The sequence below is a fragment of the Treponema vincentii genome, from assembly GCF_010365865.1.
Classification (GTDB): Bacteria; Spirochaetota; Spirochaetia; order Treponematales; family Treponemataceae; genus Treponema.
Genome location: NZ_CP048020.1, coordinates 542,235 through 557,238 on the forward strand (window position 1 = coordinate 542,235; position 15,004 = coordinate 557,238).

A 15,004-nucleotide genomic window follows, 5' to 3' on the forward strand; every position below is an offset into this window, starting at 1 on the left:
GCGCTGCAAAAGGCGAGTTGAAGATTGTTGAAAATGATACGACACTCGAAAAAAACGCTCGCTCAGTACACCGGTACCGGCCATGCAGAGCTTATTCAGTGTGCAGGCGGCGACAGGATTGCTGCAGCACGCGAGCAGTGGAACGACGGTTCGAACACGCTGTGTATCAGCCCCGGAACAATCGTTGTCTACGAAAGAAACGATGTTACCAACGAAATCCTCGCGAAGCACGGACTAAAGGTTCTGACAATGCCGAGCGCGGAACTTTCACGTGGACGCGGCGGTCCCCGCTGTATGAGTATGCCGCTCGTACGCGATAACTAAATCGTACATTGCTTTATACTGCCGATGCTGTTTTTGTATTAAGTTGAATAATAAAGAAAGCGGCATCGGCAAATTTTATTATTGCCCGCATATAAGCGGGTATGAATTTTAAGCGCTATAACAATAGCAAGGAGTTTTTATGGGTGTGAATCTTTTAGGACGCAGCTTCTTAAAGTTGTTGGATTTCAGCTCAGCAGAAATCAGGTATTTGTTGGATCTTTCAAAAGAATTAAAAAAATTGAAGATGACACATACCCCGCACGATCACTTAAAAGGAAAAAACATCGTATTACTGTTTGAAAAAACCTCAACACGCACACGCTGTTCTTTTGAAGTTGCCGCAATGGATTTAGGTATGGGTTCAACCTTCCTTGATCCTGCAAGCTCTCAAATGGGGCATAAAGAAAGCATCGAAGATACCGCACGGGTTTTAGGTCGTATGTACGACGGTATCGAATACCGCGGTTTCAGCCAAGAAATCGTTGAAAAACTGGCAAAATATGCCGGTGTACCGGTTTGGAACGGCTTAACCAACGAATTCCATCCTACGCAGATGCTTGCAGACGTACTAACCGTTGAAGAGCATTTCGGTCATTTAAAAGGCATTAAGTTGACCTTTGTCGGCGATGCACGCAACAATGTTGCCAATTCGCTGATGGTTGTATGCGCAAAGATGGGTATGCACTTTACCGCATGCAGTCCCAAGGACTTGTTCCCCTCCGCTGATTTGGTCAAGACCGCCGAAGCGATTGCAAAAGAAACCGGCGCAACCATCACGCTTACCGATGATGTAGAAAAAGGCTGTAAAAACGCAGACGTATTGTACACCGACATTTGGGTATCGATGGGCGAACCCGACAGCGTATGGGAATCCCGCATTAAGCTGTTGAGCAAATATCAGGTGAACAAGAAGATGATGGCTCTTGCCAACCACAACGCTATCTTCCTGCACTGCTTGCCCTCGTTCCACGATCTGAATACGAAAGTCGGACGCGAAGTGAACGAGAAATTCGGTATTCCCGAAATGGAAGTAACCAACGAAGTCTTTGAATCGGTACAGTCAAAGGTATTCGATCAGGCTGAAAACCGTATGCATACTATTAAAGCGGTTATGTATGCGACCTTAAAGTAAAGCGAGCGGCAATACGAATATGAAAAAAGAAAGAATTGTCGTAGCGCTCGGCGGAAATGCGCTTGGAAACAATCCGCAGGAGCAGCTTGCGTTAGTAAAAGAAACGGCAAAATCGATTGTCGCATTGGCAGAAAACGGCTATGAAATCGTTATCGGACATGGTAACGGGCCTCAGGTCGGTATGATTAATTTGGCAATGGATTATGCAGCGAACGGGGGCGCAGGGACTCCTGCAATGCCGTTTGCCGAATGCGGTGCTATGAGCCAAGGATACATCGGCTATCATCTGCAGCAGGCGATCGGCGATGAGCTGAAACGACGAAATGTTAAGCGTGAAGTCGTATGCCTTATCACACAGGTTTTGGTGTCCGAAAATGATCCTGCGTTCACAAACCCGAGCAAGCCTATCGGTATGTTCTATACAAAAGAACAAGCTGATAAAATTAAGGCTGAAAAACCTGACCAGACCTTTGTTGAGGATGCCGGTAGAGGCTACCGCCGCGTTGTTCCGTCACCGCAGCCGGTCGCAATTATCGAACGCCCCGTTATCGAGGAATTGGTTGCTAAAGGGCACATCGTTATCACCGTCGGAGGCGGCGGTATTCCGGTTCTGCAAAAGGCGGACGGTTTGCACGGCGTCGATGCGGTTATCGACAAGGATAAGTCCTGCGCAAAACTCGCAGCAGATGTTAAAGCCGATAAGCTTGTCATCTTAACGGCAGTTGAGCAGGTTTGTATTAATTTCAATAAACCCAATCAGCAGGCTTTAAGCAAACTGAACATTGCCGAAGCGGAAAAATATATTGCCGAAGGGCATTTTGCGAAGGGCAGTATGCTTCCCAAGGTGGAAGCATGCTTACAGTTTGTCCGCAATCACAAAGAAGGACAAGCGGTTATTACCTCGCTGGCAAATGCAGGCAATGCGCTGAAAGGTGGAAACAGCACGGTTATTACTGCAAACTAATCTATCGCGCTGACAGTCGACGCCGCACAAATAAGTACATTGCTGTTTGCTGCGGCGTGTCGGCCTATTGCCGGTACTCCGGTTAGAAAGACGTTGTCTTTTAACCGGAGCTTGCATCATATATATATCGTATAGATGATGAAGGCAAACCGGTTTTTAAATAAATTGGAGGAAAAAAATATGGGAAAAGATAAAAAAAAGAGGGCGTCCCTCTCGGCATTCTCGATCCTGTACATTATTTTACTTGTACTGGCTGTAATCACTTGGATTATTCCCGATGTACAAAACGCAACGCTCGGAACAATCGTTATGGCGTCCTACAATGGATTTTCCAATGCGCTTGACGTCTGTTTCTTCGTATTGGTACTCGGCGGATTCTTGGGTATCGTAACAAAAACCGGCGCTCTTAACGCAGGTATTACTCATCTTGTCAAGAAGTTAAAGGGTAATGAGCTTATTCTTATTCCGATCCTGATGACACTGTTCTCAATCGGTGGAACGACTTACGGTATGTCTGAAGAGACCGTTGCTTTCTATGGACTGTTGGCGGCAACGATGGTCGCTGCCGGTTTTGACTCGATGGTAGGTGCTGCAACCGTATTGCTCGGCGCCGGTGTAGGCGTTCTCGGTTCAACGGTAAACCCCTTTGCAACCGGTATCGCTATCGACAGCGTTAACAAGAGCTTTGAAGAACTCGGCATTCAGAGTAGTGTAAACAACGGTGTAGTTATCGCGTTGGGTATTGTTCTTTGGCTTTCTTCTCTCATTATAGCATGTGCGTTTGTAATGTCTTATGCAAAGAAAGTAAAGCGAGATAAAGGTTCTACCATTCTTTCCTTGCAGGAACAAGAAATCATGAATACGGAATTCTCCAAGAAAGATACGGACGTTGAAGTTGCCTATACCGGAAAAATGAAGTTTACGATGGGTGTCTTCGCATTCGGTTTCTTCGTAATGATTATTTCCGTTATTCCGTGGGATAAATTCAATGTTACCATATTCCAGGGCTGGTCTTCATTCTTAACAGGTGCTGCAATCGGTGAATGGTGGTTCGGCGAACTCGGTATGTGGTTCTTTATCATCGGTTTGATTATCGCGTTTATCAACAGATTCACCGAAAACGAAATTGTTTCCGCATTCATGGAAGGTGCCAAGGATATCATGGGTGTTGTTCTCGTTATCGCTGTTGCTCGTGGTGCTTCCGTACTGATGGGCGAAACCGGTTTGGATAAATACGTTCTCGAACATGCTTCCAAAGCGTTGGAAGGCTTGCCTGCATTTGCATTTGCACCGCTTTCATACATCTTGTATGCACTGTTGTCCTTTGTTATTCCGTCGACCTCAGGTTTGGCAACCGTATCAATGCCGATTATGGGGCCGCTTGCTCAGAACTTAGGCTATAACCCCGCTGTTATGGTTATGATTTTCTCCGCAGCATCCGGTATCCTGAACCTATTTACCCCCACGAGCGGTGTCGTTATGGGCGGTCTTGCGAGCGCACGTATCGAATACAGCACATGGCTCAAATTTGTCGGAAAACTACTTGCTATGCTGTTTATCGTTAACCTCGTTGTTCTGACTGTAGGAATGATGATTCTGTAAAGATAATCTCTGGGCATAAAAGCCTTGAGGCCGTTGGCGCCTAAAAATTTTGGTTTTTTACGTGCTACATATTTAATCAACATACCCCCGACGCAAGCGTCGGGGTACAATGCTCAACGTTTCGCATTGTATGTTCTATAAGGTGGTTGCAGTCGGCTTTAATACCCTTTGTTACGACGCAAGCGTCGGGGTATTAAATCCTCCGCACGAATAAATGAAAACAGCCTATTAACTCAAACGGGTTAATAGGCTGTTTTTTTACTTTTTAGAGGAAAACGCATCAGATGTTTGACCAATATTGTCGTACGGCTTCCTTAAAGCGGAGTCCGCGGTCAAACTCATTTTTAAACATGCCGAAACTCGTAGCGCCGGGGGAAAACACGACGATCTCTTGTGTTGTAGTATGGCTGCTTTGCGGCACCGTATTGTTGCTTTGCGGTGTATGTTCGCATTCTCGGTGGACGGCCTCAAGTAGTGTCGATAGGTCTTGAAAGCGACCGAAGTACGGAGTGTGTTGTGCTTGCAGCAGCGGGATTAATTTATCGGTGCCCGTACCGGCGAGTAAAAACAAGGCTTTTGCTTTTTTAAGCTCCGGCGCAAGCGCGGTAAAATCGAGTTTTTTGTCGGTACCGCCGGTGATGAGGATAATCGGTTTTTCAAAGGCATTGACCGCTGCTGCCGCCGCTTCGGGAATTGTCGCTGCGGAATCATTATAGAATTTGAATTGGTCTGTTTCGTAAAAAAATTCGAGCCGGTGAGGGATACCGCCGTAGTTTTGCATAACGGCTGGAATTTTTTCCGGATTTACGCCGTATAAAGCAAGAGCGAGCGAGGCTGCCATAACGTTTTGCTTGAGCGCTGCGCCGGGCACCGCAATTCGGGGCGGCAGTAATAACCGATCATCGCCCGGTGTCAACCGCATCCATGCGGAGCCGTCGGGAGCTATCCATGCGCCGACAAGATGCGTCGGCAGCGGGTGTGCGCTGTACCAAAAGACCTGTCCGGCAGTTTCCTGTGCAAAGGTCTTTCCCCATCCGTCGTCGTAATTGCATACGGTGTAATCGGTCTTATCCTGATTGCGGTAGATAATTTTTTTGTCGGCGACATAGCGTTCCATCGAACCGTACCAGTTTTGATGATCGGGCATAATGTGAGTGATAATCGCTATTTTCGGTTTCAGCTGAGGGCAGTGTGCGAGGTCGCCAAGCTGCCAACTGGAAAGCTCCAACACAACCGGTGTATCGGAATTTGTTTCGGTTAAGAAGGTGAGCGGACTTACCGTGATGTTGCCGCCGAGAAATGCCGGTATGCCGCACTGCTGCAGTCCGTAGTATAGCGCGCTGACGGTTGACGATTTGCCCTTGCTACCGGTTACGGCAAGCACCGGCGCAGAACTCAGCTGCAAAAAAATCGAGATATCCGTTTCGATGCAGTGCGCTGCGGCAAGATACTGGTTCCTCTCGGATTTTACGCCGGGGTTTTTAATCACCATATCCGCCGTACGGAAATCTTCGATATTATGACCGCCGAGCGCAAAGCGTACATTAGGATAGTGTCGCAGCTCTGCGACGGAGGGTGCAAGCTCCTCCTCGGTTTTCATATCGGTTACGATAACCTCTTTTGCACCGTGTTCCGCAAAAAAACGCGCGGACGCAAGTCCTCCGCCGTTTAAACCGAGTCCCATAATCGTTACCGAAAGCCCTGCAATATCGTTTAAATTCCGTATCATCATTCAACGATAGTATCAAAAAAAAAGCCTTTAGGAAAGAATGGAGATCTTTAAAAACTCGGTTGGTTTTTTAGAGATGTCCCAAAGCATTAAATCCCGCATTAATACGCCGGAATGTCCGTTTTTGCATTACCTTGACTATTATACCCTGTAAAGTTAAAATGTTAATATGAAAGATACATTGATAGATGGTGCCGTCCGTAAGATTCCTGATTTTCCTAAGAAGGGAATTTTGTTTTATGATATTACGGGGCTTCTGATAAATCCTGAAGCATTTCACTATTGCTTGGATAAGCTTACGGGCTTTTATAAGGATGAAAAAATCGATGCGGTTGCGGCTATTGAATCGCGCGGTTTTATTTTTGCGGCTCCTTTTGCCGATAGGCTCGGTATTCCGCTGATTCTCATCAGAAAGAAGGGAAAGCTGCCGGGTGAAACCTATTCCTGTTCTTATGACCTCGAATACGGGCAAGCAACGATCGAAGTGCACACCTCCGATATACAAAAAGGTCAGCGGATATTGCTGCTCGACGACTTGATTGCAACCGGCGGCACGCTGAATGCGGCGCGGAAAATGCTGAATCAGGGCGGTGCCGAGGTGGCCGGTTTTTGCGGCGTTATCGGATTGCCGTTTTTGCACTATGACAAACTTCTCGGCGATTTGCCGATTAAAACACTGATCGAATACGACAGCGAATAGGGATGAATTTTTAAAATGATTACATTAATTAAAGATATACTGACACAAAAACCGGACGGGCAGGAGGTCGCCGTCTACGGATGGGTGCGTACCAAACGCGAAACAAAAAACCTCATTTTTATTCAGGTAAACGACGGTTCATGCTTTGCGTCGATTCAGCTCACCTTTGACCGTGATAAGGGAATCGATGCGCAAACCGAAAAAGAATTGAGCAGGATTACGACCGGTGCCTCGATTAAAGCGGTCGGAGCATTGATCGAATCTCCCGCATCGGGACAGGCCGTAGAGGTCGCTGCAAAAACGATTTTTGTGTACGGCGAGGCTTCCGGCGAAACCTATCCGTTGCAAAAAAAACGGCATACGTTTGAGTTTTTACGCGACATAGCTCACTTACGTGCCCGTACCAATACATTCGGGGCGGTTGCCCGTGTGCGGAACCAAATGGCTTTTGCTGTACATAACTTCTTTCAAGAGCACGGGTTCCAGTACGTGCATACGCCGCTGATTACCGCCTCCGATTGCGAAGGCGCCGGCGAGATGTTTCAGGTAACCACGCTCAATATGCAGGAGATTATCCGCAAGGCCTTAAAGGATAAAGTTGATCCTGCCACCTTCGCAGTTGATTACAAACAAGACTTCTTTGAACGGGAAGCCTATCTGACGGTTTCCGGTCAGCTTGAGATAGAAACGTATGCAACGGCGCTTTCACGGGTTTATACTTTCGGGCCGACCTTCCGTGCGGAAAACTCGAACACGACGCGGCACCTCTCCGAATTTTGGATGATAGAACCGGAGATGTCGTTTTTCCGGCTTGAGGACAACATGGATTTAGCGGAGAAATTTGTTGTCTACCTCCTTAAATGGGCGTTAACTCATTGCAGAGCCGACCTTGAGTTTTTTAACGCGCAGATTAAACCGGGGCTTATCGAAACGCTGGAACACGTGGTGGAGTCCAAGTTTACCCGCATCACTTACACCGATGCGGTGAAAGAACTTGAAAAAACACGCTTCCGAGTTTGAATTTAAACCGTTCTGGGGTTGCGATCTTCAAAGCGAGCATGAAAAATATTTGACCGAGCAGGTTTTTAAAGGCCCCGTTATCGTAACGGATTATCCCAAGGAAATAAAAGCCTTCTATATGAAGCAAAATGATGACGGCAAAACGGTGCGGGCGATGGATGTGCTGGTGCCGGGACTCGGCGAGATTATTGGCGGTTCCGAACGGGAAGACGACCTTGCCGCGCTGGAAACCCGTATGACCGATCTCGGGCTTGATGTCAAAAACTACTGGTGGTATTTGGATTTGCGCCGTTACGGCACCGTACCGCATTCGGGATTCGGACTCGGATTTGACCGGTTGCTTCTCTATGTTACCGGTATGGCGAATATCCGCGATGTTATTCCGTACCCGCGGACTCCGAAATCTGCGGAATTTTAACCCCGGCAACGTGTTGTACCGCAACGCAGCGTATTTATACGGGATGTACCGGTATGCAGTGTACCGGTACATGATGCGTTTGTATGTACCGTACTTACACGCTCCGACCATAAAACCGGCAGTATGAGTAACCGTTCTTGGAATACCGAGGCGCTTGTGCTGTCGGTTTCTTCTTTTAGCAGTGACCATCGGAACGTGTCGCTCCTTGTGCCGCAGGAGCACGGGTGTACGATTGTACCGGCAACCCTGTTCGGCGGCGCGCGGAGTAAACTGCGGGGGATGGTTTCTACCTATCAAAGCGGGCAAGTCTGGCTCTATTCAAACCCGATAAAAAATTCGAACAAAATTACCGATTTTTCAGTGAGCGCCTACCGGATGGAGCTGCGCGAAAGTTTAGCCCGCAGCTGGTGCGCCGCCGTGTGTAGCGAAATCACGATAAAGACCTGCGGTACGGTGAACTGGCAGCTGGTAAACGCTTTTTTGGATGGGCTGTGCGTGTCCGACGATGAAGGATGCGAGCGGGGACTCCTGCGCTTTTTATGGCGGCTATTGCAGACGGCAGGCGTTGTTCCCGATATATTCCACTGCGGCACGTGCGGCGTCGAGATTGCACGTAGCGCCGGGGTTGTAACCGGCAGTGCGGAAATTGTAAGCGTCGGTGCGAGGAGCGGCGGCAGGGGGATAACCAATGCTGCGGGTTGGGGGAACGGCGGCGTCGAAATTGCAGCCGACGCTGAAATTGCGACAAACGCCGCGTCCTGCCCGACGGAAACGTGCTGCACCGTGTATAGCCCCGCAGAGGATGAGTGCTTTTGCAGCTCCTGCCGCCGGTTCGATGCCCATACGTTTCCGCTTTCTGCAGAGGCTTTTAGGTATCTGTATGCCGTAACGGAAAAAGCTCCCGGCTATTCACGGCACTTGCCGCTCAGCCCCGCCGCTTATGGGGAGCTTAAGCGGTTCCTCTTCTTCTTAACCGAAAAGATGGCAGGGGCACCGCTCAAAACCTTTCAGATGGGGTATGTGTAATTTCTAAAGTTGCAGAGGGGTTAATGGGCATCTCTACAGACGATACCTTGAGTGTTTGAAGGATGCCCTCATATCAATCTGTTAACTCAGACTCCTTTTTATATTTTTTATAGTTTTTTTGTGCTTTGTATAATATGCTTGCAACTATCAATGTAACTAACCCGATAATCCCACTCAAAATAATTTTAGAGACTTCAAAGTTGCTTTTGTATACTTTATACGCAGAAAATACAAACAATGCAAAAACAATGATAAATCCTTGCAAATAAGCATTCTTGATATTTTTATAGTGCTCTGCCAAATCGGAATTATCGGTCAACAATTTTTGCGGTTCTTTTCCGTTATTTTCTACTACGAGTATTTCTTTATTAAAGCCTTGAAAAGAATTAGCTATTTTCCCATCACCATGTGCATACGGTCTAAATCTAACTTTTCCAAACACTATGCTGCCTTGGTTTAATGGAGCTCTATACACCCTTGTTCCATTCTCTTTTAGCATTTGTATATAGCTATCATTTTCGCTTGATGAGTTTGCGCCTATAAATTGTGTAGAATAAGAATAATTTTTATCGGTTTTTTCAAAATTATATACGAAATTATTGATCGCCTTTAATCGATAACCTTTTTTAGCCGTTTCATTTAGCCATGTTTCCAAATCACTTATCGGATCTAAAAAAAATTTAATTTTCTGCATATTATCTACCTCGTATATTTTTTATCAATAATTGAAGTTCATGCAATCGATTCGCCTCTTTTTTAACCTGTTCTTTTCCTGCTTCGGTTATAATATAATTGACTTTTCCATCGACTCTTGAAGATTCAACAATCCATCCTTTGTCTGCCAGATTCTTTATGGCTCCATAGAGAGTCCCCATTCCCAAAACAACTCTTCCATCGGTTTTTTCTTCAATAAATAATTTAACTCCATAGCCATGCAGTTCCTTATATAAGGCTAATAAAACCAATAATGTCGTTTCAGTTAAAGCCCCGCTAGATATATTATCTCTCACACTTATTGCTTCCTTTCTTTATATCACTATGCGTAATATATCACTATCCGTAGTATTCGTCAATATTAATGAATATTTTACTTAACTTTTAGTTGATAAGTCATAAATCTTACATTGAGACAATAACATCACAGAAGAATTTTCTGGATCACCGCTAAGTAGCACAAATTATCAACCTAACGTTCGCTTAACCTGCATTGCCGCAAAGGTAATGGCAGGTTGAAGCGGGTGTTAGATGTCTTTTATTTATTTTTCTATGATGAATGATCTATAACACAGAAAAATTCTATATGAATCAAAGCGTACACACTTAACCCCAAAATGTGTCTTCTGCCGATTGTTGTTCGGCAAAAGTCCATACTTCTTGTATCTTGCCATTTTCTATTTTGAATAGATCAATTCCCGGATCATTGAGCTTATCAGCACCTTTCTCCGCTATGGAAACAACACTTGCAGCAACAACACACTCGTTGCTCGCAGCCCAATGGGTAATATCATCTGAGTACGGGCACAAAAAGGTTTAATGAACTCGAAAGATTAATGCCTACAACAACTCGAACTGTTTTAACAAGACAACTCCGTCAGCTTGAAAAAGATAAACTAATCGACCGCAAAGTCTTTGCCGAAGTCCCCCCTCATGTTGAATACTCTTTGAGTAAATTGGGAACTCAGTTTCAAAAAGTATTAGACGAGATTGAGATTTTTGGTTTGAATTATATCGCCGAATTAAATAAAATGTAAAAAGGAAAAAGTAGGTAGCATTCTTATCGATACATTATTTTTTATAGTGAAACCTGTTTATGGCATCATTTTCGATCTATAGAATGTTTGAAATATCAAATTCCCGTAGATAGGTCTTTTGGCAATTGTTCATAAGTGGTCTTGGTTGTCAACCTGATATGATTTTAAACTGTAATACGATTTGCCCGTGTTGTCATTTTTGAAAATTGTGTTATGTGTTTTTTCAATTACATTGAATCAGCTTTTTTCTGATGTTCTTCCATAATCGGATCCCAATAATCACGATATTCCTGTTCGTATTGTGTGTTTTTTGCAGAAATCCCATATACAATCAGTTTTGAAATTAGACGATATCTTAATTCAAAAAGACTTTGTGTTTCTTTCCAATAGCTAAAAAAAGATGTGCTGACTCCTTTAATTATGTTTAGCGGTAAATTATCATCCGAATAAGCGATTTTATATATTAAAGGCATTTTAACTACATCTGAATAATGCCAATGATGTCTATGTACAAAAGGCTTGTTTAAATATCGTTTACCGTTAATATAACATTGAGCCTCATCAATAGGCTTAATTTCCAAAATTTCTATTCCATCAATTGATTTCGGAATATACCAATGAATTTCTACCTGATGATGATTCAACACTTTCCATGTGCTTTGGTTGTCGTCATCGTCATAGTTTTGGAAAAACCAAGCTTTATCGGAGTCAACAACTTCTTTGTCCTTTAAATCCGGATCTCTTGATCTTGAATAGGTGTAGGTATACTTTGTATAAAAATTAAAGTGATTATCTTCTCTATAACCTTCACCGGAATATGTGTTCTTATCCGGAAGAGACCAGTTTCCGCATTTTAAATATTCTTTTAATTGATTTGCTGTTTTCGGTTTAATAAATTCAGGTTGAAAATGCGATAAGTAACCGCCGAACACCCAACCGTATTCAGCTTTATCGTCTTTCCATTCATAAGGCGGAATTAAAATTTCAACCCATGGGGCTGTAATTTCGTCGATTGTTTCTTCTTTCCCAACAGCAATAATTTTTACAGGTAATCTGTGCGGCAATCCGCAAAGACGATTTGATTTTAAAGACGGATAGCCTCTCACTTTTAATCCTTCTTTGGAATTAACATACATTGTATCAATTACTTTGCCATTTCCATAAAAATTATTTTTGTCCGCAAAAACCGATGTAATTATTAAAATCGATACTAATAAAGTTAAACAAAAATTTTTCATATTTTTTTCTCCAACATTACACCGCGTAATGTACACATAACATTCGCTTGACCTGTATTTGCCGCAGAGGAAATGTTGGGTTGAAGCAGGTGTTAGACCAAATTTCTACATATAGGGATTAAACTCTCCAAAGTTTTCAACAAACTCAATTATTGTATTTATTATTTCAATGTCTTTATATTTTCTAATGAAACATACTTCCGTTTTATCATAGTAGATTAAGATCATAGAAGCAAAATATCTAATCATTTCGGTATACTTGGTATTACTAATTATACTTTTCAATATGGCTGATTTATTCTTTATACAACTTATTATTGCTTCAATAGATTCACCAAGACTACCTCTTATTATTCCAGTATCTTCATCAATAAGTGATAACAACTTAACTGTCATTTCTTCATCAAATTCTGAAATTTGTAATTTTGCGTATTCAGAAGTTGTAGGTAAGATCTTTTCTCCAACATAAAAAATATCACCATGCCATGGAATATGTGCAATATAATAGATTAGTTGATCAGAAATGAACTCTATAGATTTATTCTTTAAATAATCAATAAAGTTGTCCCAAGTTTCTTTATTATTTATATAATTCCTAAATAACGAGCACATTCCAATAAAATGTTCATCAACATAATTTGATTGAAAAAAGCTTATACTATCAGTGGCTGTTAGTTTTGGTGTTTTTCCAATCATTAACGGGAAAAATAAGTCCTGATAATTTTCTTCTAATAATGTATTACTTCTATTAATACTAAATGCAATATTTTTATGAGTAGGATTTAATTTTAGATATTCCTTGATATTAATCCAATAAGCCTCTTTTTTTTCAACATTATATACTAAACCATAAACAGGCAATGAGTACTTAGACCAGTACTCGTAATGATTTTCAACAGGTATGTTTGCGGTTCTATTTTTTTTATTTATATAAGAAGATCCAGACTTAATTTGAAAGGCAATGCTAATATTTATTGGTTCTTCATCTTTGAAAAACTCAATAATACAGTCAATTCCAAAATCATTTTCTTGTTCAATTTTATGAAAAATTGAGCCATTATCTTCAACTATTCCTTTTAAGAAATTAATACCCTTTTTTGCTGTAATTGAAGTTTTTTTTAATTTTGGCATTATTTTCTCCTGTCAAAGGCGCCGGTCTAACATCCACTTAATCTGGATTGCATAGCAACGTCAGGTTGGAAGCGGGTGTTAGACGTTTTTTTTGTTATGAAAAACTATAGTTATTCATAACACTTTTTAGATTATCGAATTTTTCCATATTTCAATAATCTTTCGACATCCTTTCTTATTTTTTCATAGTCACAATTATCATATTCGTTCTTTTTAAATACTAAATGAGGAACCTCGTCTTGTCCCGGTGATATTCTGTATAAACTTATCATTGCATAATCATCCATTAAAATAACGGCCATAGTTGTATATAAATTTTGTGTGTAAATTTCTAATTTATGATCCCTATTTATAGACTCTTTCTTCAGTTCCTTAATAAAATCATTAATTTTATTTATGTAATAATCTCCTTCATGATCATTTTTCCTTGTTAACACAGAAATTGAGTCCGCCGCATCGGGATCCAATAAAATAAATCTTGTCGTTTTATAACTTTGATTAAATCTTTTTCTGAATAATTCAATATTATTAGCAAAAAATCTTTTACCATCATTCATTACTACTGTAACGATTTCGCTTTCGATAAAATTCTCTTCATAAGTATCGTTTTTTAGTGGAAACCCTGATTCAAAACCTTCTAATCCTTTTTTTTCAAGTCTATCCAAAAAAGGAAGATTTTTCTCAAGCAAAGTCCGCAATGTTTCCTCAAAATGATTTCTTTCAAAAATACTTATTATAATTGTGAACAAAGCAGCAGTAATTATAGAATAAGCAATTGATTTACATATTTCAATAGCAATTGGATCCTGTATATAATTATAGGTAATATATAATAAGACCGCACTTACAATAATTAATATCAAAGCAAAAACAATTGTATTTAGTTTATAAGACTTTTTTACCTTCATCTTCATTTATCTCCTTATTATTTTCGCGGTAACGGACAAAATAACTATCGTTTTTTGTCTTTACTAGAATTTTATTTTTTCTCAGTATGAACAAAATTTTTCTTCCTCTTCTGGGCGCCGAAGGCGTCCACCCAACATCGTTTTAAACCGCATGCGGCTCGACCGCGTATCGGCTTTGAAAACGGTGTTATACGAATACAGTTTGTTCTTGCGATAATATATGCTCTTTTTCTGAATTCTTTGCAAGAAGATATACGCAATATTGGTTCATACTTACTCCTTCCTTTTTAGAATCTTCGGCAAGAGTCTTGTGCAAAGATTTTGGAATGCGTAGTTTGAATTGACCGGAATAATAATCGGCACTTTTTGGCTCTGCAATTTCAATATTTTCTTCAATGGCAGCCAAAAGCCACTCTTTTTTTGCATCTTCTGCATTATTAACTGCATCAGGAATTGTTGAACCGCAAGTTATACAACCCGGAAGGTCTGGATATGAGGCTACAAAACCTGATTCTTCTGAATCCGGAATAATTTCCAGTTTATATGGCATTTTCATATATTCATCAATTGTTTTCATATCAATCCTCCTTTCCCTTGTGCTTCTCCTCTGATTCTACAACCTCTTTTACCATTCGTACATAAACAATTTTTATCGGTTCATTTAAAATAAGCATTTGAAAAGATTTTCAAATCTTGAAAGTGCTTATTTTCCGCCGTTTCGTAATAAAATGAGAAACGGCATACAATAAGCGATGTTTGCTGGTAGGCAAACTCGGCAGTGTTTTTCAGCCGCGCGGCTTAGCGGCTGAAAATAAACGTTCATGTTTTGGAATGGTAATCGGATTACAACCATCTTTTCGAAAAGTATAATGGCTGCTCCCTCGTTTTGGCTGTGTCATCCTATAGCCGTAACTTTGTAGTACTTTCTTGAGTTCTGTAAAACGCATATCTTTATCAAGAGATAGTATTTTAGCCAGAAGTTTTTCCCATTGAGCCATAATCTCATTATAAGTGGTGTTATATATGGTGTCAAGAAAGCGCATTGCCTCACGTTAAATCTA

At 41.8% G+C, this 15,004-nt stretch carries 16 protein-coding genes and 1 pseudogene; 8 read left to right on the top strand and 9 right to left on the bottom strand.

All coding sequences use genetic code 11. The annotated features are described in order from the left end of the window. Positions 1-33 precede the first annotated feature (33 nt). From GWP43_RS15515 to GWP43_RS02520, 4 genes are all read left to right on the top strand, one after another. Positions 34-324: an arginine deiminase family protein gene (locus GWP43_RS15515; RefSeq protein WP_414162714.1), complete on the top strand. Its 291-nt coding sequence runs from the start codon at positions 34-36 to the stop codon at positions 322-324. A gap of 139 nt (positions 325-463) precedes the next feature. Next, entirely contained in the window at positions 464-1,456 is a 993-nt protein-coding gene (gene argF / locus GWP43_RS02510; protein WP_162662448.1) for an ornithine carbamoyltransferase, read from the top strand. Between the two features lie 19 nt (positions 1,457-1,475). Then, positions 1,476-2,420, top strand: coding sequence for a carbamate kinase (gene arcC / locus GWP43_RS02515; RefSeq protein ID WP_162662450.1), 945 nt, complete (start codon positions 1,476-1,478; stop codon positions 2,418-2,420). 180 nt (positions 2,421-2,600) lie between these two features. Next, positions 2,601-4,022, top strand: coding sequence for a YfcC family protein (locus GWP43_RS02520; protein WP_162662451.1), 1,422 nt, complete (start codon positions 2,601-2,603; stop codon positions 4,020-4,022). A 280-nt stretch (positions 4,023-4,302) separates the two neighbouring features. Here the strand turns inward: GWP43_RS02520 and murD are convergent, their stop codons facing one another. After that, complete coding sequence (gene murD, locus GWP43_RS02525; RefSeq protein WP_162662453.1) at positions 4,303-5,754, bottom strand: UDP-N-acetylmuramoyl-L-alanine--D-glutamate ligase; 1,452 nt, start codon at positions 5,752-5,754, stop codon at positions 4,303-4,305. Between the two features lie 166 nt (positions 5,755-5,920). On the opposite strand from murD, the gene GWP43_RS02530 reads away from it, so the two are divergent. The 3 genes and pseudogenes from GWP43_RS02530 to recO all read left to right on the top strand — a co-directional run bounded on the left by GWP43_RS02530 (position 5,921) and on the right by recO (position 8,915). Further along, on the top strand, positions 5,921-6,451 hold the full coding sequence (locus GWP43_RS02530) for an adenine phosphoribosyltransferase (RefSeq protein WP_162662456.1): 531 nt from the start codon (positions 5,921-5,923) through the stop codon (positions 6,449-6,451). A 15-nt stretch (positions 6,452-6,466) separates the two neighbouring features. After that, positions 6,467-7,889, top strand: a pseudogene (gene asnS / locus GWP43_RS02535) (asparagine--tRNA ligase). Positions 7,890-8,012: 123 nt separating this feature from the next. Further along, positions 8,013-8,915 carry a DNA repair protein RecO gene (gene recO, locus GWP43_RS02540; protein ID WP_162662458.1) on the top strand — a complete coding sequence of 301 codons (903 nt, stop codon included), beginning with the start codon at positions 8,013-8,015 and terminating at the stop codon, positions 8,913-8,915. Positions 8,916-8,988: 73 nt separating this feature from the next. Here recO and GWP43_RS02545 read toward each other — a convergent pair whose 3' ends face one another. The 3 genes from GWP43_RS02545 to GWP43_RS02555 all read right to left on the bottom strand — a co-directional run bounded on the left by GWP43_RS02545 (position 8,989) and on the right by GWP43_RS02555 (position 10,439). Continuing rightward, positions 8,989-9,609 (bottom strand): DUF2812 domain-containing protein, encoded by a 621-nt coding sequence (locus GWP43_RS02545; protein WP_162662460.1) that lies wholly within the window; start codon positions 9,607-9,609, stop codon positions 8,989-8,991. Between the two features lies 1 nt (position 9,610). Next, on the bottom strand, positions 9,611-9,925 hold the full coding sequence (locus GWP43_RS02550; protein WP_162662462.1) for a PadR family transcriptional regulator: 315 nt from the start codon (positions 9,923-9,925) through the stop codon (positions 9,611-9,613). 310 nt (positions 9,926-10,235) lie between these two features. Next, positions 10,236-10,439, bottom strand: a complete 204-nt coding sequence (locus GWP43_RS02555) for a hypothetical protein (RefSeq protein WP_230977950.1) — start codon at positions 10,437-10,439, stop codon at positions 10,236-10,238. A 26-nt stretch (positions 10,440-10,465) separates the two neighbouring features. Between GWP43_RS02555 and GWP43_RS02560 the strand changes: the two genes are divergently transcribed. Then, positions 10,466-10,666 carry a winged helix-turn-helix transcriptional regulator gene (locus GWP43_RS02560; RefSeq protein WP_230977952.1) on the top strand — a complete coding sequence of 67 codons (201 nt, stop codon included), beginning with the start codon at positions 10,466-10,468 and terminating at the stop codon, positions 10,664-10,666. Positions 10,667-10,893: 227 nt separating this feature from the next. Here GWP43_RS02560 and GWP43_RS02565 read toward each other — a convergent pair whose 3' ends face one another. The 5 genes from GWP43_RS02565 to GWP43_RS02585 all read right to left on the bottom strand — a co-directional run bounded on the left by GWP43_RS02565 (position 10,894) and on the right by GWP43_RS02585 (position 14,941). Further along, the gene (locus tag GWP43_RS02565) at positions 10,894-11,904 is read right to left on the bottom strand and encodes an SH3 domain-containing protein (RefSeq protein WP_162662464.1); all 1,011 of its coding nucleotides are present in this window, start codon (positions 11,902-11,904) and stop codon (positions 10,894-10,896) included. A gap of 105 nt (positions 11,905-12,009) precedes the next feature. After that, a complete protein-coding gene (locus GWP43_RS02570) occupies positions 12,010-13,035 on the bottom strand; it encodes a DUF4365 domain-containing protein (RefSeq protein ID WP_162662466.1) in 1,026 nt (341 codons plus the stop codon). 131 nt (positions 13,036-13,166) lie between these two features. Beyond that, positions 13,167-13,943 carry a hypothetical protein gene (locus tag GWP43_RS02575; RefSeq protein WP_162662468.1) on the bottom strand — a complete coding sequence of 259 codons (777 nt, stop codon included), beginning with the start codon at positions 13,941-13,943 and terminating at the stop codon, positions 13,167-13,169. A gap of 187 nt (positions 13,944-14,130) precedes the next feature. Then, complete coding sequence (locus GWP43_RS02580; RefSeq protein ID WP_162662470.1) at positions 14,131-14,520, bottom strand: toxin-antitoxin system HicB family antitoxin; 390 nt, start codon at positions 14,518-14,520, stop codon at positions 14,131-14,133. 208 nt (positions 14,521-14,728) lie between these two features. Next, positions 14,729-14,941, bottom strand: coding sequence for a toxin HicA (locus GWP43_RS02585; protein ID WP_162662472.1), 213 nt, complete (start codon positions 14,939-14,941; stop codon positions 14,729-14,731). Positions 14,942-15,004: the final 63 nt, after the last annotated feature.

Excerpts from the sequence above, each read along its gene's own strand:
- arcC (WP_162662450.1), top strand. The coding sequence starts at position 1,476 with ATGAAAAAAGAAAGAATTGTCGTAGCGCTCGGCGGAAATGCGCTTGGA.
- GWP43_RS02585 (WP_162662472.1), bottom strand. The coding sequence starts at position 14,941 with ATGGCTCAATGGGAAAAACTTCTGGCTAAAATACTATCTCTTGATAAA.
- argF (WP_162662448.1), top strand. The coding sequence starts at position 464 with ATGGGTGTGAATCTTTTAGGACGCAGCTTCTTAAAGTTGTTGGATTTC.
- GWP43_RS02565 (WP_162662464.1), bottom strand. The coding sequence starts at position 11,904 with ATGAAAAATTTTTGTTTAACTTTATTAGTATCGATTTTAATAATTACA.
- GWP43_RS02575 (WP_162662468.1), bottom strand. The coding sequence starts at position 13,943 with ATGAAGGTAAAAAAGTCTTATAAACTAAATACAATTGTTTTTGCTTTG.
- GWP43_RS02580 (WP_162662470.1), bottom strand. The coding sequence starts at position 14,520 with ATGAAAACAATTGATGAATATATGAAAATGCCATATAAACTGGAAATT.
- GWP43_RS02520 (WP_162662451.1), top strand. The coding sequence starts at position 2,601 with ATGGGAAAAGATAAAAAAAAGAGGGCGTCCCTCTCGGCATTCTCGATC.
- murD (WP_162662453.1), bottom strand. The coding sequence starts at position 5,754 with ATGATGATACGGAATTTAAACGATATTGCAGGGCTTTCGGTAACGATT.
- GWP43_RS02545 (WP_162662460.1), bottom strand. The coding sequence starts at position 9,609 with ATGCAGAAAATTAAATTTTTTTTAGATCCGATAAGTGATTTGGAAACA.
- recO (WP_162662458.1), top strand. The coding sequence starts at position 8,013 with ATGAGTAACCGTTCTTGGAATACCGAGGCGCTTGTGCTGTCGGTTTCT.
- GWP43_RS02560 (WP_230977952.1), top strand. The coding sequence starts at position 10,466 with ATGCCTACAACAACTCGAACTGTTTTAACAAGACAACTCCGTCAGCTT.
- GWP43_RS02570 (WP_162662466.1), bottom strand. The coding sequence starts at position 13,035 with ATGCCAAAATTAAAAAAAACTTCAATTACAGCAAAAAAGGGTATTAAT.
- GWP43_RS02530 (WP_162662456.1), top strand. The coding sequence starts at position 5,921 with ATGAAAGATACATTGATAGATGGTGCCGTCCGTAAGATTCCTGATTTT.
- GWP43_RS15515 (WP_414162714.1), top strand. The coding sequence starts at position 34 with ATGATACGACACTCGAAAAAAACGCTCGCTCAGTACACCGGTACCGGC.